Source organism: Nostoc foliaceum FACHB-393 (genome assembly GCF_014698505.1).
In the GTDB taxonomy this organism is placed as follows: domain Bacteria; phylum Cyanobacteriota; class Cyanobacteriia; order Cyanobacteriales; family Nostocaceae; genus Nostoc; species Nostoc foliaceum_A.
Genome location: NZ_JACJTD010000034.1, coordinates 56,387 through 77,996, shown reverse-complemented (window position 1 = coordinate 77,996; position 21,610 = coordinate 56,387). Strand labels below are relative to the sequence as shown.

Genomic DNA, 21,610 nt, shown 5'->3' with positions numbered 1-21,610 from the left:
AGATTACTATATTCACGTCTGTGACTGTGAGTGTGACTAATACCTAATTAGTCACTGTTGCTGATTGTTGGGAAGGTGTGGGGACAACCCTTTGGGGTTTTCCTGCATGACGGGCATCTCTTGTAGGTGCCCTTTTGTATTTTTATTATTTTTACTCAGTTAAGCATAATTTTAAAAGATATTGAATTTGACGGAATATCTCAAAATTTTTATCTTTTATCAAGAAGTATAAAACATGATTATTGAAATTAAGCTAGGTCTTTGTAACCCGCTACAGCCTATCTATTTGTATGTGAAAAACGGAGAATTAAAGACTACGATAACCTCTATAGTGTAAGCTCTCGGTAAAATGGGTGTGTCGGTAACGAAAAAAAGACGCATCCATAACCAACCTTATGCTCACAACAGCTGACTTTCTTCAGTACACCCAATGGTCAGGCATAGCTACCTTGGTATTTGCTGCCTTAACAGTTTTGGCTTTTATTCTCAAATGGGGCATCCGCTTTCGCCTGGTGGGTACGACTGGCTTTATGCTGGTGCTGACGGGTGGTTTATTTGGACTTTCGATAGTCCCATTGAGTCGGACTGTGATTCCAGGAGCAGCCCGGTACACTCTAGTTTATGACAATGGGTCAACACAAGCGGTGATTGCCACATCACCCCAAATTACACCCACACAATTAGAAGCAACTTTACGTCAAGCAGCCAGTAATTTGTTTTCTTATGGTCGCTCAGGTACACGGGAAGACGAAAAATTGACAGTTCGCGCCCGTACCATTATCCACCCAGAACCAGGGACTTCTGTACCAGTTTACTTGGGTGAGGCCAAGCGATCGCTAGTTTCTCGTCAAAATTCCCCTGTCACAGTCAAAATTTACACAGACAATTTCGCCCAATTGCCAAAACCCACCGCTTAAGAAGCACGGAGTTAGGGGATCAGGGAGGAATTTTTGTAGAAGTTTCTCCTTATCCCCTCTGACCCATTTCACAGGACACAATAATTTACCTGTTATCAGGATGACAAAATTTATTTTGTATTTACTGATACATTAATAGTTATATTTAGATTAAGATATTCACACTCTAGTAGTTCCACTGTGGGTAAAAGTCAATCAGCGTGCAGGTAATGGGTATTGATAGTTGTGATTTTTCAGTTGTTATTCTAATTACCACTGTTGCCATTTTCACAAGTCTTTGCGGCACATGAGTTGGCTGTGGAGGCATACAGATAGATGTATGTACCTAGGTACTTATCCATAGCTGATAATGACCATCGACACATTATTCAGTTCTCAATGACTTTTATTGAGAATCTGAGAATGGTAATGTTAATTATACGGTTATTCAAAACTTTGATAGTTCGGAATTTCAGACTAATGGACATCACAGATTCAAGCAAAGTCGTCAATTTGCTTAACCAGTTGGCGATGGGCTTTGTCTTTTTTATTAAATCGGTTAAAACCTAGTTGAGTCAGATGCAAGCTTGTAGCCATCCTGAAAAAAGCGTGGCAACAAGTATCCTTGGCTGCAAGTCTATTAGATTAAGAAATATCAAGGTTTTGGCAAACTAAATTATATGTCTAATCAACTTTCTACTCAACCTTCTTTGTCTACTCAAACCTCTAGTCCGTTATTGACGCTCACAGTTGCCCCTGCAAAAGTAATTCGTGGTTCTGGGGTGCTACAAGCAGCCGCAGCAGAGATCGCCTGTTTGGGAAGTCGTCCCTTAATTGTGGCAGGTGAATCTACTCTCGCCATCAGCCAAAAGAATTTGCAACCAGTTTTAGAAACGCAACAGTTACATCATGCCCAAGCTTCTTATGGTGCAGATTGCTGCGAAGCTAGCCTGAAATCTTTACAGAAGAAGGCAAAAGAACATAAAGCTGATGTAATTATCGGTGTTGGCGGCGGCAAAGCTTTAGATACAGCGAAATTACTGGCGCAGCAGTTACAGTTGCCAGTGGTAACAATCCCTACGTCAGGGGCTACCTGTGCAGCTTGGAGTGCCTTGTCGAATGTTTATTCGGAAGACGGGGCGTTTCTCTACGACGTGGGGCTGTCTCATTGTCCCGATTTATTGATACTTGATTATGACTTGATTAAAACTGCACCACAACATACTTTAATAGCTGGAATTGGTGATGCGATCGCTAAGTGGTATGAAGCCTCAGTTAGCAGTGGGCATTTGCAAGACACTTTAATTATTGCTGCGGTGCAACAAGCACGAGTTTTGCGAGATATCCTCTTGCAAAAGTCAGCGGCCGCCTTGAAAGAACCAGGTAGTGAAGTTTGGCGAGAAGTCGTAGACGCAACTGTTTTATTAGCTGGGGTAGTTGGGGGACTTGGAGGGGCGCAGTGTCGCACAGTTGCTGCCCATGCCGTGCATAATGGTTTAACGCATATTTCAGGACATGGCAGTATTCATGGCGAAAAAGTTGCTTTTGGAATTTTGGTGCAACTGCGTTTAGAAGAAATGCTACAAGGCAATCAACTAGCAGCATCGGCACGGCAACAGTTGTTAAAGTTCTACACAGAAATTGGACTACCCCAAAAATTAAGTGATTTGGGATTGGGCAATATTACATTAAGCGAGTTGCAAACAGCCGCTGAAATTGCCCTAGTTCCTAATTCTGACATCCATCGACTTCCGTTTAAAGTCGCGCCAGAACAGCTGATGGCGGCAATGGTTTCCACCACTGCACCTATAGAGAGTAAAGATATGAATCGAGTTTCGCCCAAGGGAATCAGTGACGAGGTTGAAGCATGAGTTTAGATTGGATTGTCCCAGCAGAACGTATACAAAAACTGCCACCCTATGTATTTGCCCGTTTAGATGAACTAAAAGCTAAAGCCCGGGAACAAGGGTTAGATTTAATTGATTTGGGTATGGGAAACCCCGATGGTGCAACACCTGCGCCAGTTGTAGAAGCTGCGATCGCAGCCTTGAAAGATCCCGCCAATCACGGTTATCCTCCGTTTGAAGGGACTGCTAGTTTTCGCCGCGCGATCACCAACTGGTATCATCGCCGTTATGGTGTGGTTCTCGATCCCGATAGTGAAGCTTTACCGCTACTGGGTTCTAAAGAAGGATTAACCCATTTAGCGATCGCCTACGTTAATCCTGGTGATTTAGTTCTGGTTCCTTCCCCAGCTTATCCCGCCCATTTTCGCGGCCCTGCGATCGCAGGGGGGAAAATCCACAGTTTGATTCTCAAACCAGAGAATGACTGGTTAATTGATTTAGCTGCAATTCCTGATGAGGTTGCTAGACAAGCTAAAATTCTTTATTTCAACTATCCCAGCAATCCCACCGCCGCCACCGCACCCCGCGAATTTTTTGAAGAAATTGTTGCGTTTGCCCGCAAATATGAAATTCTGCTGGTGCATGACTTGTGTTATGCCGAGTTAGCGTTTGATGGTTATCAACCCACCAGCTTGCTAGAAATTCCCGGTGCGAAAGATATTGGTGTGGAATTTCACACCTTATCTAAAACCTATAATATGGCTGGTTGGCGCGTTGGGTTTGTGGTGGGGAACCGCCATGTCATTCAAGGTTTGCGGACACTGAAAACTAACTTGGATTACGGCATTTTTTCCGCCTTGCAAAAAGCAGCCGAAACCGCTTTACAACTGCCAGATGTGTATTTGCACGAGGTACAACAACGCTACCGTACCCGCCGCGATTTCCTTATTCAAGGATTAGGAGAGTTGGGTTGGGATATCCCCAAAACCAAGGCGACAATGTATCTTTGGGTGAAGTGTCCCGTTGGCGTTGGTTCCACAGATTTTGCCCTGAACGTGTTGCAGCAAACAGGCGTTGTGGTTACCCCAGGAAATGCTTTTGGGGTTGCCGGTGAAGGGTATGTGAGAATCAGTTTGATTGCAGATTGCGATCGCTTGGGTGAAGCTTTACATCGCTTTAAACAAGCCGGTATCCGCTATCAACCTGAAAGTGTAGTTTCTACATCAGGAGCGATCGCCGATCTCGTTAGTTGATTAAAGGAAGAATTTCCTCCGTAAATACCTCTCTCACATATTCCATTACAATAGGTGATTGGGTATAGCCACCAACCTCTGTCTCAATTAAAGAACGCCTAATCAAGCTTTCTACAGCATCAAACAGTTTTGCTTTAGATACAGTAGGCACAATTTTTGTGTGTAAGTAATTAATAGTAGTAAATTGCTGATTTATTTGTAGCCAGTACATTACCTGCTGTTCTAAAGCCGAAAGGTGATGGAATTGTCGATCGAGTAAGTGGCGGATACTACTGAATACGAAGGTATTTTGCTCTAGAAAGTTGTTGATATCTTTATTGAATAAGTTAATGATGGTATTGGCAGCTACCCGGATTTTTAGGGGGTTATTATTGTATAAATTGCATAATTTATATTTATCCTCATCCGTACCCAAGAGGGGATAGGATTGCACTATGAGAAAGGCTGCTTCGAGTGAGCCAAATAATTGGAGGGAGCTAACCTAACGGTTAGCTCCCTCCAAAAAATTCATTTCTACTGGTTTCTCTCTAGTAGTTAAAATTACACAGCTTTTATGCTCTACTTCTGCTATTACCCGGATTAACTCAGTATATTCTTGATAATCTGAGCGATATTTACCAGTATGACCGACATCTAAGACTGTTTCTAGGTTATCTAAAATAATTAGACATCGGGAAGTACGCAGATAATAAATGAGTTTGTTGATGTCGGGTTTGGGTTCTTGGTGATTGGACACAAAAGACACCAAATCAGTTATTATCTCATCAAAGGATGGGGCTTGACGGAGCGATCGCCAAATCACAGAATCAAATTCACCCTGGATATGTTTTGCCAGCTTGGCAGCTAAAATGGTTTTACCAACCCCACCCCTGCCGAATACTGTAAGCAAGCGACACCTATCTTGCAATATCCATGATTCTAACTGCGCCATTTCTTGGGTGCGATCATAAAACACTGACACATCAACCGCAGTTCCCCAGTCTTGGTATTTGTTGCTTTTTAATTCCTGTGTTTTTATACTTTTTTTGAGAGAAGTAGGCTCAAAATCAGGAGTGGAAATTTCTCTCCAATCTAGGTTTAATTTCCGACATATTTCTTCAAAGGTTCCATACAGAACGGGTTTACAATTGAGGAATCTACTAATTGTGTCTATGGATAATCCCGTTTCATAAGCCAAGGATTTTTGGGTGGGATATCCATTCTCAGACAGTGCAATTTTGACATACTTAATCCTCTGATGATGTACTCTCAATGAGCGTGGCATTAATTTGTTCGTTATTTTTATATATGCTTGTTAGTATCTAAATAAAAACCTTGGTATTTTATGAAGTTTATGTAAAGTTTTCGCTGCATCGGATTTTTCACCGAATCATATCTATCTATGGTCAAGCTTAGTTAAGCCTGTAATAGTTGATGAAGCCGTAAAAGTCAGTTACAAGTCATAAGAAAGCCATAAGAAGTCAGTGATTCTCAGGCTTGTACTCAGCAATGGGCAGTATATGATGTTGGTGCTTAAATAAATCTACCAATTCTAAACTATTTGTGAAAATTCATTCAGATTGCAGAGATGTAGCAATGCTATGTCTTATCTATAAGCGTGGGTTGTATCTTCACGACTAATTTAGGATTGCTATCGGTTTAGGAATTCAACCAAATTATCAAATGAAACAGCCCTGCTTTTCAAAGGGGACTTAAACTTCATTCCCTTCCTTACAAAGGAGGGAAATGGAGGATTTGCATAACTATTGATACCGCAAAGCATTTTCTAAATACCAAATTCAGGAATCAATCATGTCTAATATTATTTTCGCTAACAATCTGGAAATTGATATCACCATTCAACAGGAATGGCTTGATATTGTGAATGTAGTCCGAAACAATGCCTATTATTATCTCAGCAGTTTCCGAAATGATGCAGGGTATACAGAGAAGTTACAGACTGCGTTTGGTAATGATTTTGATAGTGAAGTAGCTAATCAATTATTTGATGGTTTTGCTCAAGGTAATTTTAGTGGTATTCCTACTATCGAGATTGTGAATCGTAATGATATCAATGGTGCAAATGGTGCTTTTGCTATAGCTACGGGCAAGATTTATTTAGCTGCTGATTTTATTAGCCAAAATACTCAGAATCTTGATGCTATTGTGGCGGTATTGCTGGAGGAAACTGGGCATTATATTGATGCAAAAATTAATGTAGCGGATGCAGCAGGGGATGAGGGGGATATTTTTGCGAGGTTGGTGCAAGGGAAGAGTTTAAGGGAGCATGAGTTAGCGGTTTTGCAGGCTGAGGATGATACAACGACTGTGACGTTGGAGGATGAAGAGATAGAAATTGAAATGAGTAGAACAGAGGGCGACATCAGATATTTTACTGTTAATTCTGGCGAGGAATTATGGGCTGACGGTGGCTATGAAGGTTTCTTAGGTTCGTGGGTTTGGAACTTTAAACCCCAAGTAAAGGGCAGTGATGGCAATGACACAATACATGGCTCAAACGACCTAAGTAAAACAACTTATCTGTTCGGCAATAATGGCAATGACATAATATATGGCACTGGCGCCGCAGAGTTTATCTACGGTGGTCAGGGCAATGACACAATATATAGCAATGGTGGTCCTGATAATATAGACCCTGGCTATAGCCAATATTCCACTGATATAGTTGATGCAAGATTACAGGATTTACCGTCCAGTGCCACTCTCGCAGCTGATTACATTAGCAAGGATAATGGTCATGGTATCCATTTAGGTTATGATAACCCTGAATATAACCGTAATGCTATCTACAGTCGTGGTGGTGATGGTAATAAGCAATTAGTTGAATATTTCAATATTAAACGTTTTGTCATTACTGGCACACAATATGATGATGTTTTTGAGGTGCTTTCTCATGACATAAATGGTTGGGGAGATAATATCTTCAAAGGTGGTTTGGGAAATGATATCTTCAATCTTGGTTATAACCATGCCACTGTTACTGTTGATGGAGGAGCGGGTTATGACACCCTCGGAGTTAATTACAGTAGTAAGAATAATGGTTATGGTATCCATTTAGGTTATGATAACCCTGAATATAACCGTAATGCCATCTACAGTCGTGGTGGTGATGGTGCTAAGTTTGAATTAGTTAAGTATTCCTCTATTGAAAAATTTTCAATCATTGGTACAGAATATGATGACATTTTTCAAGGTGGTGATAATGCCGACATCTTCGATGGTGGCGCTGGTAATGATCAAATAAATGGTGGTGGTGGAGATGATGAATTATATGCAGGTCGCTTCTTTAAATCAATAGAAGATAGTAAATCGAGTGGTCGGGATGTCTTAGTTGGTGGTTCGGGAATGGACACATTTTATATGTTTACACTCTCACCCAGAGTTCCAGATTCTTCTAAAGAAGCTATTGAAGAAAACATTTTTCAATCAGATACATTATGGTCTTCGATAAAAGGCGTGAAAAATATAATTGCTGGCTTGATAGCTATAGCTAAAACTCAGCCAGAATGGCAACTAGCAATGTTATTGGTTGTTGAGGTTGGCGACATTATTTTAGATGCTATTAAAGAATTTGGAATTGAGGATGTAATAAGCAACCCTCCTGGTGAAGCTTTTGGAAGTGATGAATGGAATGAGCTAGTTTATATAAAAGACTTTAATATACAAGAAGGAAATTCATTCGCATTACCATTAGATAATGACTATCATTTTACTTTTTTGGATGCAAGTAAATCAGATCCAGATGATGGTTATAAATTGAAACCAGGAACTCTAATTACTCATGGTAATGGAAAAGAAGTTGCTTTTTTGTATGGAGTTAATAAAAATCAACTTGAACCCCAATTATCACTAAAGAATGAACAGATAATTTTCTGGACAGGTAATCCAAAGAAGCAATCACAAAATGAAAGTAGTTTTGTTTTCAAATTTGGAGGGGAAGGTAATGACCTCAATAGTGGTGGAAGTGGTGATGACTATTTATATGGTGGTACTGGCAGTGACGAACTAAAAGGCGGTGATGGTAATGACATTCTAGACCCTGGTTTTTCCTCTGGGTCTACAGATACAGTAGATGGCGGTGCAGGTAATGATGTCATTCGAGTAAATTACACCAGCAAAAATGATGGTGCTGGTATCCATGTCCGGTATCTAGGTTCAAATAACATTTTTAGCCGTGCTAATGGTAATCAGCCTATAGTCACTATATCTAATGTAGAAAACTACGATATCACTGGTACACAATATAACGATGTTTTCGAGGCTAATAACGGTAATGATACTTACAGTGGTGGTGCAGGTAGTGACGTTTTAAACGGCGGTGATGGCAATGACATCCTTAACCCTGGTTATAGCCCATATTCCACTGATACAGTTGATGGAGGAGAAGGCGATGACCTACTCCAAGTTGATTACAGTAGCAAGAGTAATGGTGTTGGTATCCATTTAGGTTATAACGGCGAATACGGCACTAATGTAATTTACCATCGTAATGGAAATAATGGTGATAATTATAAATTAGTTCAGTTTTCCAGTATTGAACGTTTTGATATCACCGGCACAAACTATGATGACGCTTTCGAGGGGCGTACAGGTAATGACATTTTCAATGGTGGTGCTGGTAATGACAGATTAACTGGAGGAACTGGAAAAGATACTCTGACTGGAGGGGCAGGATCTGATCGCTTTGACTACCGCAACTTAGCTGATTCTCTCCTCAATAGTTTTGATGTGATTACAGATTTCAATCCTACTGCTGGCAATGATCTATTCCTTGTTTCCACAGCACGATCTGAACTCTCTAATGCGGGAACTGTTGCAACTCTTAATGCAACTGGAATTGCAGCCAACTTAACCACTGCTAATTTTGGTTCTAATTCTGCTGCTCAATTCAACTTTGGTAGCCGTGCCTTTGTTGCTATTAATGATGCTACAGCCGGGTTTAATGCCAATAGCGATGCCATCATTGAGGTGACAGGATTCACGGGAACCCTTGGATTCAGTAATTTTATAATAGTGTAATTTGCTCAGGGAGGAAGATAGAAGTATTAAATCCTCCCTAACCCTTTTGACAAAATAGGGGAATAAGCCCCTTTTTCATAAATTTATAATCAACTCTCTGTCCTCATCACTTACCTATTGAAATTAACTTTGCGCTGATAACCAGGTTACTAAATCATCTAAATTAGAGAAATCTAACTGGGCATCCACCAACGCCTCCAACTGGGGAATCGATAAACTGGTAATTCTCTGCTCTAAATCAGGAGCAATTTTCCCAAAGCGTCGCCTGAGTAAGCGAAGTAGCAATGTCACCTCTCCTTCTTGTCGCCATTCTTCCCGTTGCTTAAGATAAGCTGGTGATAAGTTCATATTTTTCTATTTAGCTTAGTAGTAGAAAATGGATGAGATTTCGCTATTCACATCTGTTTACTTCAATCCCTCCCCAACCTAGCCAATAAATCCTCACGGGAAAGATTAGACAAATTGAGCAGTAATTCAGTCCTTTCCATCAGAGGAAGTTCCATAATCGGGGTTATCAAACCAGATAACTCCTCATCTAAACTTCCAAAGCGTCCTTGCAGTAAACTGGCTACCATCAAACGCTGTCCTTCTAAACTACCTTCTTGCAGCCCTTCTTGTCGCCATTCTTCGCGTTGCTTAAGATAAGCTGGTGATAAGTTCATAATCAACTCCCTATCCTCATCATTTACATTATCTTTCACCTCTATATTTTTGCGCCAAGAAGCTAAAATCTCTAACAGTTGATCCCATTTAGGACTTCCTTCTGATAGTTGAACTAACTCTTCTACCGCTTCTTTTTGCGTCCTTCCCTTCCCCAAAACCCTTAACCATAGGGTATCTTCAATAACAGGTAACTGATTAATAGCTACGATCGCTCCCTTCAACAATTCTGGCAGAAAATAAACCCCCTCAACCCAATTCTCTGACTCTTGAATTTTCGCACCAAATCCGTTCAGCATTCTCGGAGAACAAGAAGGAGTTAAAATCCATAAACATGGCAATTCTCCCTCTGACAAAGACCGTTTTTCCCGTTTCGCTTGTCGTAATAAATCTCCATGAACCGTATATAATTTTAATAAACAACTCCTAATCTCCACTTCGCTGGGAGCATTACGGAACGGTTCAAATAGACAACTCGTAGCAGCCATTTTCGCCAATAAACCCAATTCTGATGTATTAGATGGGGATGCATTGGGGACAAACCAAACATCTATCTCACGAACTTCGCTTTTAACATCTTTGCTGGTTTCTACTTTACCTAATGAGGTTAACAACTCCTCTAGATATTCCTTGGCAAATTGGTCATGGGGTTGTCGAGTCATGAAATTATGAATGCCAGCATTGTTAATTTTGCATTAATTAGTATTTTTTCATATCCGGGAATAATATTTCAACGAATGCAAGTTCATATTTTTGTTGCTTTAGGTGCGATGTCTGACGACAAGCCGCTCCACGTCTACGCACCTAAACTATAGTTTCTAGTTCACAATAGAGTTACCATAACCTTATCAAACTGTAATTGATGCCAACCCCCTCTGCTACTATTCCTCATTTAATTGCTGCTGGCTTTCATGCTCTTTCTGATCCACTCAGGATTAGTGTGCTGGAATTGCTACGACAGCGAGAATTATGTGTATGTGATTTGTGCGAAGCCTTGGGGGTAAATCAATCGAAACTATCTTTTCACCTGAAAACCCTCAAGGAAGCTGGCTTAGTTAACTCCCGTCAGGAAGGACGCTGGATTTATTACAGTTTGAATCTGTCCCAATTTAGTGTTTTAGAGGAATATCTGGCAGATTTTAGCCATAATTCTATAATTTCATCTGCTCGTTCCTGCTGCGATTAAGAAAGAGTTTAGAGCTTTAAGCCCTATAAGTGTCAATTACGACTGATTCCGTTGGCGCTGAATTAATTTATTTAATGCATCAAGTTTTTTTGATGAATTTTTATGTATAGTGCTATGCTTTATATTGACACATCAAGTTTTTTTGAAATGATATAAACATACTTTCAAAATTACCCCTAACGGTGAGGTCAATGAACGCAATAGCAAAGAAATTAGCTCTTGTATTTGGAGTGTTGGCTTTTGCGACTAGTTGCACAGCCACATCTAATTTATCTACTCCAACTCAGCAATCGCCCAAGGTTGCAGAAGTCAGTGATGCGACAAAAGTGAGAGCAATAAAGATTGATGGTTCTAGCACAGTCTATCCGATCGCAGAGGCGATCGCTAACCAGTTTCAACAAAACAAGCAGCAGTACAAAGGACAAGTTCTCCTAAGCTTTTCCGGTACTAGTGCGGGATTTAAGAAATTCTGTAACAAAGAGACAGACATCAGCAATGCCTCGCGTCCTATCCTGAAAGCAGAGATAGAAGCTTGCAACAAAAATGGTGTCAAGTTTATCGAGCTTCCCGTTGCCTTTGATGCGCTGACTGTTGCGGTGAATTCCCAAAATACCTGGGCAAAAGATATTACCGTAGCCGAATTGAAAAAGCTTTGGGAACCAGAAGCCCAAGGAAAAATCACTCGTTGGAACCAAGTGCGATCGTCTTGGCCGGATCAACCAATTAAGCTGTATGGTGCTGGCGGTCAGTCTGGTACTTTTGATTACTTTACAGAAGCTATTGTTGGTAAAACGAGAGCCAGCCGCACTGACTACATCTCCAGTGAAGATGATCTCGCTCTAGTGCGTGGAGTTGGCACAGATCCTAATGCCTTGGGTTATTTTGGGCTTGCTTATTACGAAGACAACAAAAGTCGGTTAAAACCTCTTGCAATTGATAGCGGTAAAGGAGCAGTATTGCCATCAACTGAAACTGTTGAAAAAGCTGAATATCAGCCATTAGCTCGACCTTTGTTGATTTATGTTAATGCTCAGTCTTTACAAAATCAGCCAGAACTCAAAGAATTTGTAGATTATTACCTAAAGTACGCTCCAATAACAACTAGTTCGGTTGGGTATGTGCCTTTACCTAGTGAAGCCTATGAACTGTCAGAAAAACACTTTCAAGCTGGTAAAGAAGGAACAGTATTTGCAGGTAAGGAGCAGATAAACTTCCAAATTAGTGATTTGTTGAAGCTAGAAAAGAAGTAGTAGTTTCACTCAAGAATACTGACTTTTACAAAACTAATAGCGGTTGATCGCAAAAGTTTTAATAGGTTCGTAGTAAGCACTAATGAATCAGTTTGCTGCTACCCATTAATTGAGGATGCATTCACAAACTCAGATTTTGTTGATTTTAAGACTTACGCAAAATCATGAAAAAACGAACCGCCAAGTACGCCAAGTGCGCCAAGTAATAAGAGTTGTAGAGGGTTTTTGCGTAAGTCCTGGATTTAAATAAACTTAGGAAAACTGATGAGAGTACGTGTTGGCATCAACGGATTTGGCAGAATTGGACGGCTAGCTCTGCGGGCTGCTTGGGGTTGGTCAGAGCTTGAGTTTGTCCATATTAATGAGATTAAAGGCGGGGCAGTAACAGCTGCTCATTTGCTCAAATTTGATTCTGTCCACGGGCGTTGGGCACCGGAAGTAGAAGCACAAAACAATGAGCGCATTCTCATTGATGGCACACCCCTCAGCTTTAGTGAGTATTCCCAACCGGGTGAAGTCCTTTGGGAAGAGTTAGGCGTTGATCTCGTGCTGGAATGCTCTGGTAAATTTAGGACTCCTGCCACTCTAGATCCGTATTTTAAACGGGGAGTACAGAAGGTAATTGTGGCTGCTCCGGTGAAGGAAGAAGCCTTGAATATTGTCATGGGGGTTAATGACCAACTTTATGAGCCAGAAAAGCATCATCTGTTAACTGCGGCTTCTTGTACAACTAACTGTTTGGCTCCAGTTGTGAAGGTGATCCATGAAGGCTTGGGCATTAAACATGGAATTATTACCACAATCCATGACAACACCAATACTCAGACTATCGTGGATGCCGCTCACAAGGATCTGCGCCGCGCAAGAGCTACCAGTTTATCTCTGATTCCTACCACTACTGGATCGGCAACTGCGATCGGGTTGATTTATCCCGAACTCAACGGCAAACTCAATGGTTTGGCAGTACGGGTGCCATTGCTCAATGCTTCTCTGACAGACTGCGTGTTTGAAGTTGTGCGACCCACCACAGTAGAAGAAATTAATAGCTTACTAAAAGCAGCTTCAGAGCAAGCACCGCTCAAAGGGATTTTGGGATATGAAGAACGTCCTTTAGTTTCTATCGACTACAAAGACGATCCTCGATCTTCCATCATTGATGCCCTTTCCACAATGGTGGTAAACGAGACGCAAGTCAAAATACTCGCTTGGTATGACAACGAATGGGGCTATGCCAACCGGATGGTTGAACTCGCCCGTAAAGTAGCTCTGAGTCTGAAGGCGTGAAAGATTCTCATTCAGAAATACTCTGCGTGCCTCTGCGCTTACTCTGCGTTCCTTTGCGTTTAAATCTCTTCCCTCTTCCCTCATGGCTTCTACCACAGCTTCTAGCGCCAATTTCAAAAACTATATCCTCGTAACCCTTGCCTATTGGGGTTTCACTATTACTGATGGTGCTTTGCGAATGCTGGTGTTGCTCTACTTTAACAACATTGGCTATACCCCTTTACAAATTGCTTCCTTATTCCTGTTCTATGAAGTCTTTGGAGTTATTACAAACTTTTTAGGTGGTTGGATTGGTTCTCAGTTAGGGCTAAAAGTTACTCTTTACACTGGTATCGGGCTACAGGTCTTCTCAATGGTGATGCTTTCATGGCTCAATCCAGATTGGGCGCAGTGGATTGCAGTCGGTTATGTGATGGTGGCACAGGCATTTTCTGGGATTGCCAAAGACTTAACCAAGATGAGTTCTAAGAGCGCTATTCGGTTGGTAGTTCCCCAAGATGCGCAGTCGTCTTTGTTTAAGTGGGTAGCAGTTCTAACGGGTTCTAAAAATGCTCTCAAGGGAGTTGGCTTCTTTGTCGGTAGCGCCCTCCTGGCTTCGGTTGGCTTCGTCAATTCTCTGTGGATTATGGCAGGGGGACTGTTCTTGATTATGTTCACTGGGCTACTGTTGCCTAAAGGGATGGGCAAAATTAAGAAGAAAGTCAAGTTTAGCCAACTCTTTTCTAAGAGCCAAGAGATTAACATTCTCTCAGCTGCCCGATTCTTTCTGTTTGGTTCTAGGGATATCTGGTTTGTTGTGGCATTACCAGTATTCTTACGGGAGATTTTAGGTTGGTCGTTCTATCAGGTTGGTGGATTTTTAGCTTGTTGGGTAATTGGCTACGGACTTGTTCAATTCTTAGCGCCAACACTGATTCAACGATTTGGTTCTGGCCGTCCACCGGAATCAAAGACCATCCAGTTTTGGACATTTACTTTAACAGTAGTTCCAGCTGCGATCGCTCTTGCTCTCCAAATAAATATACCTGCAAATATTGCGATCGTTGGCGGACTCCTGATCTTTGGTGTAGTGTTTGCTTTCAACTCAGCAGTTCACTCTTATCTAGTGTTGGCTTTTACTGATGATGACAAGGTAGCACTGAATGTTGGTTTTTATTACATGGCAAACTCTGGTGGTCGATTAGCTGGCACTGTTTTGTCAGGTTTGGTATATCAGTTTTTCGGTTTGATTGGCTGTCTGTGGACATCCATGTTCTTTGTACTAGCAGCAGCACTGATTTCTTTGAAGCTACCCGATCCCGAACCGAGCAAAGCAGTTCCTTGGAAAGCTGGAGATGGAGATTAGGGCATTGGTTATTCTTCCTTGTCTCCAATAATTAGCTTTTAATTTCAGGCTTAAATCCATGAGTAGGAATCCGCAAGTGAATACAGCCCCAGCACAAGCAGGGAGTAATCTCAGTTTTTTTGAAAGATACCTCACCGTTTGGGTGTTTCTGTGCATCTTGGCGGGAATTGCTCTAGGAAGATTATTTCCACAGGTGGCGGTGACGCTGGATGCGTTGAGTATCTATCAAGTGTCAATTCCCATTGCAGTATGTCTGTTTTTCATGATGTATCCCATCATGGTAAAAATAGATTTTACTCAAGCTGCAAATGCTATCCGTGCCCCAAAACCAGTTATTCTGACTTTGGTGGTGAATTGGTTGATTAAACCATTCACTATGGTGGTATTTGCCCAGTTTTTCTTAGGTTGGTTGTTCCGTCCGTTAATTGCGGGCACAGAATTAATTCGTGGTGACGAAGTAGCGATCGCTAATTCTTACATTGCTGGTACGATTTTACTGGGAATTGCTCCTTGTACTGCAATGGTGTTGCTGTGGGGTTATCTTTCCTATGGCAATCAGGGACACACTTTGGTGATGGTGGCAGTTAATTCTCTGACGATGCTGTTTTTGTATGCACCTTTAGGCAGGTGGTTACTGGCAGCCAATGATTTAATAGTGCCGTGGCAAACAATTGTTTTGTCAGTACTGATTTATGTCGGCTTGCCATTAGTGGCAGGAATGTATAGCCGTTATTGGATTTTCAAATACAAAGGTAAAGACTGGTTTGAACGGAGATTTATCAAGTATCTCAGTCCAATTGCTATTACCGCTCTGCTGATTACTTTGATTTTGCTGTTTGCGTTTAAGGGTGAATTGATTGTTAGCAATCCCTTGCACATCTTGTTAATTGCCGTGCCACTATTCATCCAAACTAATTTTATTTTCTTGATTAGTTATGTGGCAGCCTTAAAGCTGAATATATCTTATGAGGATGCCGCACCCGCAGCATTAATTGGAGCTAGCAATCACTTTGAAGTTGCGATCGCTACAGCCGTAATGCTGTTTGGCTTAAATTCTGGTGCTGCACTTGCTACAGTGGTAGGCGTTTTAATCGAAGTCCCAGTAATGTTGATGCTGGTTGAGGTTTGTAAGCGAACCGCCGCCTGGTTCCCACGAGAACCGGAAAAGGCAACATTGCGAGATCCACGTTGTAATTGCTAATTTGTAATGACGCTACCGCTGCGCTAACGTAATTCGTAATTAGGGATTAGGAATAATATTTAATAATCTTATAGCGGTTCCCATTCAGATGCGGTACAACATTACATCACGAGGTGTAAGGGCACGGCAGTGCCGTGCCCCTACGGGTGTATACCTCACGTAAACGAGAACGCTATACAAGGAGCAAAATTATGGCACTGCTGAAGACTCATATAGCTTTGAATGTTACTGACATTGAAAAATCTGTGACATTTTATCGGGCAATGTTTGGCGTGGAACCTGTGAAGTATAAAGATGACTACGCTAAGTTTGATATTCCTAGCCCAGCGTTAAATTTGACATTAAATCTGGCTCCTAGTGTCCAGGCTGGTGGTGCATTGTCTCATTTAGGTGTACAAGTTGAAAGTACACAAGAAGTAGAATCTGCTATCCAAAGGTTTACGGAGGCAGGACTAGCATTGTTTACCGAGGGCAACACTGATTGTTGCTATGCTTTGCAAGATAAAGTTTGGGTAACAGATCCAGATGGTAACCGTTGGGAAGTTTTTGTGGTGAAGGTGGAAGATACAGCGCCAGAAAAGAATTTGGTGACTACAGTTAATTCGGCTGGGGTAGTTAAGACTGTTAATAAGCCGTGTTGTTCTTAGAGTAAACCTACTGCAAAGTATTACCAGAGGCAAAAGCCGCCTCTGGTGACTTAGATAGAACAAACAGAGGAGGAGGAATTATAAAAAAAGTGATGATTGTTTTACATTTTTCAACGCCAAGTTTGCACAACCTGACCCTTCAACTGTTGTCCTAACCAAGGTGTATTTTGGGAAAGTGTGTAAAGACTTTTTCGTTCAACTTTCCAGGTTTGCTGGGGATCAAATAAAGTAAGTTCTGCTGGTTGATGAGGTACGATCGCACTGAGTTTTTGCCCCAAACATGCTGCTGGACTAGTACTCAATGCCCGCCATAATTCTAAAGCTGTAAATTCCTCAGTTTCAACGAGATATTGCCACAGCAAAGGTAATGCTAACTCTAAACCAATTGCCCCGGCTGGTGCTTCGGCAAAGGCTTGGACTTTTTCTTCGTAGCTGTAGGGTGTGTGATCAATCGCGATCGCATCTATCACACCCGCACGCACTCCTGCACGCAACGCCGCCACATCACTGGGTTTTCCTAAAGGCGGGTCTAAATGCAAGCTAGTGTTATAACTCTTAACTGCTTTTGTATCAAGTAAAAGGTGCATCCAGGTGGTGCTGGCGGTGATGGGTAAACCAGCAGCTTTGGCTGAAGCGATTAGTTCCACGCTGCGAGATGTGGAGACGCGCATAATGTGGACTGGTGTACCGATAGCTGCAACCAATTCTAACAGAGCTGCGATCGCACTAGTTTCTGCACTGGCGGGTATTGGGGGTAAACCAAAACGCAGAGCATCTGCCCCTTCTCTCATTACACCATTTGCTGTTAATTGGCGATCGCTAGGCCAAAATGCTACTGGTTTACCCAACGGCTGGACATACTCTAACACTCGCCCCACCAGCGCCAAATTCTCCAGTGGCTCACCATCGCTAAAACCAACAACTCCAGCAGATGCCAAATCTGCCAATTCCGTCATTTGCTTCCCAGCAATATCTAGGGTGATAGCACCCCAAATATAAAGTAGAGGAAGAGGAGAAGACAAGAGAGAAAAATTCCCCCCATGTCCCCCATGTCCCCCATGTCCCCCTTGTCCCCCATGTCCCCCTTGTCCCCCATGTCCCCCATGTCCCTCTCTCCTCTGCTGCAACTGTGCTACAAGCGCAGGGTTATCAATAACTGGGGATGTATCGGGTAAAATACTAGCTCTGGTAAAGCCGCCAGCAGCAGCAGCTTGTAAGAAAGACAAGAGGGTTTCCCGTTCTTCAAATCCTGGTTCACCGGAGTGGCTGTACAAATCCACTAACCCAGGGCCAAGAACTAATCCCTGACAATCTCTGATTTGAGTATCGGGACTGATATCAGCAATGTGCGAAGCCACTGTTTGGATATAACCATCAGCAATCAGCACATCAAAGAGTTCATCAATTTCCGAAACTGGGTCAATCACCCGTACTTTTTGCAGCAGTTCAGTCATAAAGCTTTTTAGTTATAAGTTAGGGGTTAGGAGTTATGAGTTAGGAGTTAGAAGTTATTTGTTTCTCGCCCATCACTTCTAACTTTATTCATCACTCATAATTTTTCACTCCTAACTCATAACTTTTAATTTTTTTACAATGCCCCTGCTGCTGTTTTATCTAGTACGCCTCCACCAAAATGAGCGGTAATGTTCATCGCTTGCAATACTGGTAAACCATCTATTCCAGAAGGGTAGTCGATAACGCTGACTGCGCCATTACCCTGACGGAAATTCCAGAAATTTTCTAGCGATAAACCGAGAATGTGACAAAGTAAGGTTTTATTAGTTGCGTCGTGAGCTACTACTAATACGGTTTTGAATTGATTAGTTGATGCGGTTTGTACAATTGATTGCCAAGCTGCAACGCTGCGTTCCCACACCTCTTGCAAATTTTCGCCTTCAGGCATTTGCACTTCGGCTGGTACTAACCGCCAGCGCTGCAACTCTCCGGGAAATTCTTGCTCTATTTCAGTTTCTAATTTTCCTTCCCAGAGTCCGTGGCTGATTTCTCTTAGACCATCTTGCAAGTCTAACTTTACATTAGGATGTTGTTTTAAGATAATCTCTGCTGTTTCTTTAGGGCGCAGCATTGGGCTACTAACAGCAAAATCAATCGCTACTTCTTGGAGAAATTCGCCTGCTTTTTGCGACTGTTGTCTACCGTTGTCGTTGAGGGGGACATCAATTTGCCCTTGAAACCTAGTTTGGCGATTCCATTCAGTTTCGCCGTGACGCACTAGTAACAACCTTATTCCTTGATGATCGGGTCGCAATGAGGGTAGACTTTCCCCAGTGTGTTGCGTCTGATTTAAGGATTCTAGTTGGACTGGTTCGCCCAATCCCCCAGCAAAGTTTAGTACGGTGATGCCACAGTTAGATTGCTGTATTGAATGATAGCGACTTGGAGGAATTCCCAAGGCTGTGCTAATGAGGGCGCGATTAATTCCGTTATGTCCCACTATGAGAATAGTTTCGCCTTGATGGTGAGACAAAGTTTCTTGCCAAAACTGCCGTGCTTGTTCGTATAAAGCAAGAACTGGAAAATGTTCTCTTGTCCCTTGTGCATCATTTAGCAGCATCCGCAGTTCGTCGGGGCGTTGATGCCAAGTGCGGTAGTCTTCGGCAAATTTCTGCTTAACTTCCGCAGTCAGTAGTGCTTCCCATAAGGGTAAGTCGATTTCTAGCAGCAAATCAGAAACTTGGATTACAGCAGATTGTTCAGGATTAGTAGCTAACTCACTATGAATAATATCTGCTGTGTGTTTTGCTCGTTGCAGAGGACTGCTGTAAATAGCATTAAATAAGATATTGCTGAGGGCTTTGCCAACTTTACTGGCATCGTTATGACCTTTCTCGGTTAATGTTGACGCATCAGTGCGTCCCTGAATACGCCGCTCGGTGTTATAACCGCTTTGACCGTGGCGCACAATGATGACACGAGTCATCTCAAAGCCCTCCTCTTATCTAGACGATTAATTCTACTGCAAAATGATTGCACAATTAGCGACTCAGGAAGGCAGATTTAGTAAGATGCGAAACTTTTTGATCGTAGGGGACGTAGGATAAGCAGCAAAAACCGCCGTTGTATTAACTTGCTCTGTACCCTCTTAATTACGAATTACGTTAGCGCAGCGGTAGCGAGTCTTGCCTACGGCACGCCAAGACCGAACGAGCGTAATTACGAATTACAAATTACGAATTACGAATTATTCTAAGAGGTGTAGGGGCACGGCAGTGCCCATTGGTGTCAACTTAAGCTCAAATGCTGCTTATTCTACAAGCGTTTTACCCCCCTTAATCCCCCCTTGGAAAGGGGGGAAAAAACAAATCTCGTTCCCTCCCCTTTATAAGGGGAGGGTTAGGGTGGGGTAACGCAGATCGTGATAAGAAGCTAGAGAACTGAATATCAGTTTTTGACAAGGTTTTCACGTTAAGTTGACACCAATGGGCACTGCCGTGCCTCTATGGGTGTACCTCGCGTAAACGAGAACTTTATACCTGATTATTCTCTCCCCAGATCCAACTGTACTTGCAATCCATCATTGTCACTTCCAGACTGAGCCGGTGTTAAGAAAACAGAAGTGTCGGGCTGTGATAATGATTCGTTAAACTGTATTCTGACTGGAGTTTTATTGTTTCTTCTATTATTGTTGGAAATGCTTGCTGGATTAGTTTGCTCAAAAAAGCTTCTAAAGTCATCTTGGGCTGTTCTATGATCAATTCCAACTAAAGAATCACCAGTTAATCTGTATTGCCCTGGATTTGAGCTTGATGCTGGTAACTGTGCGTAGACTTGGCTTCCTAAGTTTGCAAAGGCTGCCGTAATCCCCAAGAAAGCAATAATTTTGGCGTTCATTTTTTTTGTCCAAATTATCTTTAATATTGCTTGTTTATTATTCTCTGGGAAAATGATTTGAATTAACTCTATCGTGAGGTTCTACTACAATAATTGTATTGTGTATATACTTGGCTCGTCAATGATTCGTACTGTTTTAGACATTGCCAAGTTATAACTTTTGTATCACTTTAGACTGTAGAATTATCTGGTTTAGTTTCTAAGCGATCGCACTTACAGCAGTTTTCTTTTGCAACTGAAAAATGCGATTATAGCCAATTTTATAGTACAACATTACATCACGAAGTGTAGGGGCACGGCAATGCCGTGCCCCTACGGGTGTGGGTGTACCTCACGTAAACTCTGTATCCTGCTTTGACGGGAGGCAGAGCCAAGTTGATCGCATTCCCAGTTGGACACTGGGAACGAGGCAAGTATAAAATGGCAATTTTCATCAACAAAATTATCCTGTTCATCAACAAAATCATTCTGTTCATCAACGAAATCATCCTGTTCATCAACAAAATTATTCTGTTCATCAACAAAATCATTCTGTTCATCAACAAAATCATCCTGTTCATCAACAAAATCATTATTTTTGCGACAATTACTGATATTTACATCACTTCGGATACTAATTTATGAGGACTTCACTGAGCTAAAATCCAGCTTTAATAAGGCAAACTGGCTCTAAAGCAGAATGAAAGGGATACATTTATGCCTAGTCAAAAACGTACATATCGCGTTTTAGAAAAAGCTGAATTAAGAACGGCGGGACTTAAAGCCATTGATCCTACTATGGATTTTGGGGATGGGCGCAACTTGGAAAGCATGGCACAACTAATTCAGCAATACCGTACCAAGATAGATGCTTATAATACTGCTCTAGCCGTGATTGACTCTTCTAGAACTGAAATGAATGAATTGGACAAAAGTTTAAGTGACCTAACTGAGAAAATGCTCATTGGAGTTGCTTTTAAATACGGCAAAGATAGCCGTGAATATGAAATGGCGGGTGCTGTTCGCAAAAGCGATCGCATTCGTAAAAGCACAGCAACACGCTTAAGGGCGACTCCAAAAGAATCAGCTAGTGAGAATACTAAAACTGCATCTCTTAGTGGACTGGATGGAGCGATCGCAGAATAAATTGTTGGTAAATTGAGTCAGAATTGAGTCAGAGACTCAATGAAT

General features: G+C 41.9%; 19 protein-coding genes. 12 read left to right on the top strand and 7 right to left on the bottom strand.

The features are described from left to right. Positions 1 to 395: 395 nt before the first annotated feature. The 3 genes from H6G92_RS24355 (at position 396) to H6G92_RS24345 (ending at position 3,996) form a co-directional block, all read left to right on the top strand. Entirely contained in the window at positions 396 to 917 is a 522-nt protein-coding gene (locus tag H6G92_RS24355) for a Ycf51 family protein (RefSeq protein ID WP_190896596.1), read from the top strand. 659 nt (positions 918 to 1,576) lie between these two features. Next, positions 1,577 to 2,767: an iron-containing alcohol dehydrogenase family protein gene (locus tag H6G92_RS24350; protein ID WP_190896594.1), complete on the top strand. Its 1,191-nt coding sequence runs from the start codon at positions 1,577 to 1,579 to the stop codon at positions 2,765 to 2,767. Further along, complete coding sequence (locus tag H6G92_RS24345) at positions 2,764 to 3,996, top strand: aspartate aminotransferase (RefSeq protein ID WP_190896592.1); 1,233 nt, start codon at positions 2,764 to 2,766, stop codon at positions 3,994 to 3,996. Before H6G92_RS24350 ends, H6G92_RS24345 begins: the two co-directional genes overlap by 4 nt. Here H6G92_RS24345 and H6G92_RS24340 read toward each other — a convergent pair. Next, a complete protein-coding gene (locus tag H6G92_RS24340; RefSeq protein ID WP_190896590.1) occupies positions 3,989 to 4,429 on the bottom strand; it encodes a hypothetical protein in 441 nt (146 codons plus the stop codon). The two genes, H6G92_RS24345 and H6G92_RS24340, sit on opposite strands and share 8 nt — an antisense overlap. 48 nt (positions 4,430 to 4,477) lie before the next feature. Next, the gene (locus H6G92_RS24335) at positions 4,478 to 5,260 is read right to left on the bottom strand and encodes a helix-turn-helix domain-containing protein (protein ID WP_190896588.1); all 783 of its coding nucleotides are present in this window, start codon (positions 5,258 to 5,260) and stop codon (positions 4,478 to 4,480) included. 527 nt (positions 5,261 to 5,787) lie between these two features. Between H6G92_RS24335 and H6G92_RS40455 the strand changes: the two genes are divergently transcribed. Continuing rightward, positions 5,788 to 9,015, top strand: a complete 3,228-nt coding sequence (locus H6G92_RS40455) for a calcium-binding protein (RefSeq protein WP_190896586.1) — start codon at positions 5,788 to 5,790, stop codon at positions 9,013 to 9,015. 123 nt (positions 9,016 to 9,138) lie between these two features. On the opposite strand, the gene H6G92_RS24325 is transcribed toward H6G92_RS40455, so the two are convergent. Beyond that, positions 9,139 to 9,363 carry a DUF4351 domain-containing protein gene (locus tag H6G92_RS24325; RefSeq protein WP_199344951.1) on the bottom strand — a complete coding sequence of 75 codons (225 nt, stop codon included), beginning with the start codon at positions 9,361 to 9,363 and terminating at the stop codon, positions 9,139 to 9,141. 62 nt (positions 9,364 to 9,425) lie between these two features. Continuing rightward, entirely contained in the window at positions 9,426 to 10,337 is a 912-nt protein-coding gene (locus H6G92_RS24320; protein ID WP_190896584.1) for a hypothetical protein, read from the bottom strand. 200 nt (positions 10,338 to 10,537) lie between these two features. On the opposite strand from H6G92_RS24320, the gene H6G92_RS24315 reads away from it, so the two are divergent. The 6 genes from H6G92_RS24315 to H6G92_RS24290 all read left to right on the top strand — a co-directional run bounded on the left by H6G92_RS24315 (position 10,538) and on the right by H6G92_RS24290 (position 16,588). Continuing rightward, complete coding sequence (locus H6G92_RS24315; RefSeq protein ID WP_190896582.1) at positions 10,538 to 10,861, top strand: ArsR/SmtB family transcription factor; 324 nt, start codon at positions 10,538 to 10,540, stop codon at positions 10,859 to 10,861. 191 nt (positions 10,862 to 11,052) lie between these two features. After that, the gene (locus H6G92_RS24310; RefSeq protein WP_190896580.1) at positions 11,053 to 12,111 is read left to right on the top strand and encodes a PstS family phosphate ABC transporter substrate-binding protein; all 1,059 of its coding nucleotides are present in this window, start codon (positions 11,053 to 11,055) and stop codon (positions 12,109 to 12,111) included. Positions 12,112 to 12,375: 264 nt separating this feature from the next. Continuing rightward, positions 12,376 to 13,395, top strand: a complete 1,020-nt coding sequence (locus H6G92_RS24305; RefSeq protein WP_190896578.1) for an ArsJ-associated glyceraldehyde-3-phosphate dehydrogenase — start codon at positions 12,376 to 12,378, stop codon at positions 13,393 to 13,395. Between the two features lie 82 nt (positions 13,396 to 13,477). Continuing rightward, positions 13,478 to 14,740, top strand: a complete 1,263-nt coding sequence (gene arsJ / locus H6G92_RS24300; protein WP_190896576.1) for an organoarsenical effux MFS transporter ArsJ — start codon at positions 13,478 to 13,480, stop codon at positions 14,738 to 14,740. A gap of 58 nt (positions 14,741 to 14,798) precedes the next feature. Further along, positions 14,799 to 15,941 (top strand): ACR3 family arsenite efflux transporter, encoded by a 1,143-nt coding sequence (gene arsB / locus H6G92_RS24295; protein ID WP_190896574.1) that lies wholly within the window; start codon positions 14,799 to 14,801, stop codon positions 15,939 to 15,941. 191 nt (positions 15,942 to 16,132) lie between these two features. Next, on the top strand, positions 16,133 to 16,588 hold the full coding sequence (locus tag H6G92_RS24290; protein WP_190896572.1) for an ArsI/CadI family heavy metal resistance metalloenzyme: 456 nt from the start codon (positions 16,133 to 16,135) through the stop codon (positions 16,586 to 16,588). Positions 16,589 to 16,698: 110 nt separating this feature from the next. Here H6G92_RS24290 and H6G92_RS24285 read toward each other — a convergent pair whose 3' ends face one another. The 3 genes from H6G92_RS24285 to H6G92_RS24275 all read right to left on the bottom strand — a co-directional run bounded on the left by H6G92_RS24285 (position 16,699) and on the right by H6G92_RS24275 (position 20,440). Beyond that, complete coding sequence (locus tag H6G92_RS24285) at positions 16,699 to 18,042, bottom strand: dihydroorotase (RefSeq protein ID WP_190896570.1); 1,344 nt, start codon at positions 18,040 to 18,042, stop codon at positions 16,699 to 16,701. 134 nt (positions 18,043 to 18,176) lie between these two features. Continuing rightward, positions 18,177 to 19,529, bottom strand: coding sequence for a histidine phosphatase family protein (locus H6G92_RS24280; protein WP_190896568.1), 1,353 nt, complete (start codon positions 19,527 to 19,529; stop codon positions 18,177 to 18,179). A 557-nt stretch (positions 19,530 to 20,086) separates the two neighbouring features. Continuing rightward, complete coding sequence (locus tag H6G92_RS24275) at positions 20,087 to 20,440, bottom strand: hypothetical protein (RefSeq protein WP_190896566.1); 354 nt, start codon at positions 20,438 to 20,440, stop codon at positions 20,087 to 20,089. Between the two features lie 375 nt (positions 20,441 to 20,815). On the opposite strand from H6G92_RS24275, the gene H6G92_RS24270 reads away from it, so the two are divergent. Together H6G92_RS24270 and H6G92_RS24265 are read left to right on the top strand one after the other, a co-directional pair. Then, positions 20,816 to 21,064, top strand: a complete 249-nt coding sequence (locus H6G92_RS24270; protein ID WP_190896564.1) for a hypothetical protein — start codon at positions 20,816 to 20,818, stop codon at positions 21,062 to 21,064. A 72-nt stretch (positions 21,065 to 21,136) separates the two neighbouring features. Then, complete coding sequence (locus tag H6G92_RS24265; RefSeq protein ID WP_190896562.1) at positions 21,137 to 21,565, top strand: hypothetical protein; 429 nt, start codon at positions 21,137 to 21,139, stop codon at positions 21,563 to 21,565. Positions 21,566 to 21,610 lie beyond the last annotated feature (45 nt).

Coding starts and splice junctions, on each gene's coding strand:
- H6G92_RS24355 (WP_190896596.1), top strand. CDS start 396: ATGCTCACAACAGCTGACTTTCTTCAGTACACCCAATGGTCAGGCATA.
- H6G92_RS24350 (WP_190896594.1), top strand. CDS start 1,577: ATGTCTAATCAACTTTCTACTCAACCTTCTTTGTCTACTCAAACCTCT.
- H6G92_RS24345 (WP_190896592.1), top strand. CDS start 2,764: ATGAGTTTAGATTGGATTGTCCCAGCAGAACGTATACAAAAACTGCCA.
- H6G92_RS24335 (WP_190896588.1), bottom strand. CDS start 5,260: ATGCCACGCTCATTGAGAGTACATCATCAGAGGATTAAGTATGTCAAA.
- H6G92_RS40455 (WP_190896586.1), top strand. CDS start 5,788: ATGTCTAATATTATTTTCGCTAACAATCTGGAAATTGATATCACCATT.
- H6G92_RS24325 (WP_199344951.1), bottom strand. CDS start 9,363: ATGAACTTATCACCAGCTTATCTTAAGCAACGGGAAGAATGGCGACAA.
- H6G92_RS24320 (WP_190896584.1), bottom strand. CDS start 10,337: ATGACTCGACAACCCCATGACCAATTTGCCAAGGAATATCTAGAGGAG.
- H6G92_RS24315 (WP_190896582.1), top strand. CDS start 10,538: ATGCCAACCCCCTCTGCTACTATTCCTCATTTAATTGCTGCTGGCTTT.
- H6G92_RS24310 (WP_190896580.1), top strand. CDS start 11,053: ATGAACGCAATAGCAAAGAAATTAGCTCTTGTATTTGGAGTGTTGGCT.
- H6G92_RS24305 (WP_190896578.1), top strand. CDS start 12,376: ATGAGAGTACGTGTTGGCATCAACGGATTTGGCAGAATTGGACGGCTA.
- arsJ (WP_190896576.1), top strand. CDS start 13,478: ATGGCTTCTACCACAGCTTCTAGCGCCAATTTCAAAAACTATATCCTC.
- arsB (WP_190896574.1), top strand. CDS start 14,799: ATGAGTAGGAATCCGCAAGTGAATACAGCCCCAGCACAAGCAGGGAGT.
- H6G92_RS24290 (WP_190896572.1), top strand. CDS start 16,133: ATGGCACTGCTGAAGACTCATATAGCTTTGAATGTTACTGACATTGAA.
- H6G92_RS24285 (WP_190896570.1), bottom strand. CDS start 18,042: ATGACTGAACTGCTGCAAAAAGTACGGGTGATTGACCCAGTTTCGGAA.
- H6G92_RS24280 (WP_190896568.1), bottom strand. CDS start 19,529: ATGACTCGTGTCATCATTGTGCGCCACGGTCAAAGCGGTTATAACACC.
- H6G92_RS24275 (WP_190896566.1), bottom strand. CDS start 20,440: ATGAACGCCAAAATTATTGCTTTCTTGGGGATTACGGCAGCCTTTGCA.
- H6G92_RS24265 (WP_190896562.1), top strand. CDS start 21,137: ATGCCTAGTCAAAAACGTACATATCGCGTTTTAGAAAAAGCTGAATTA.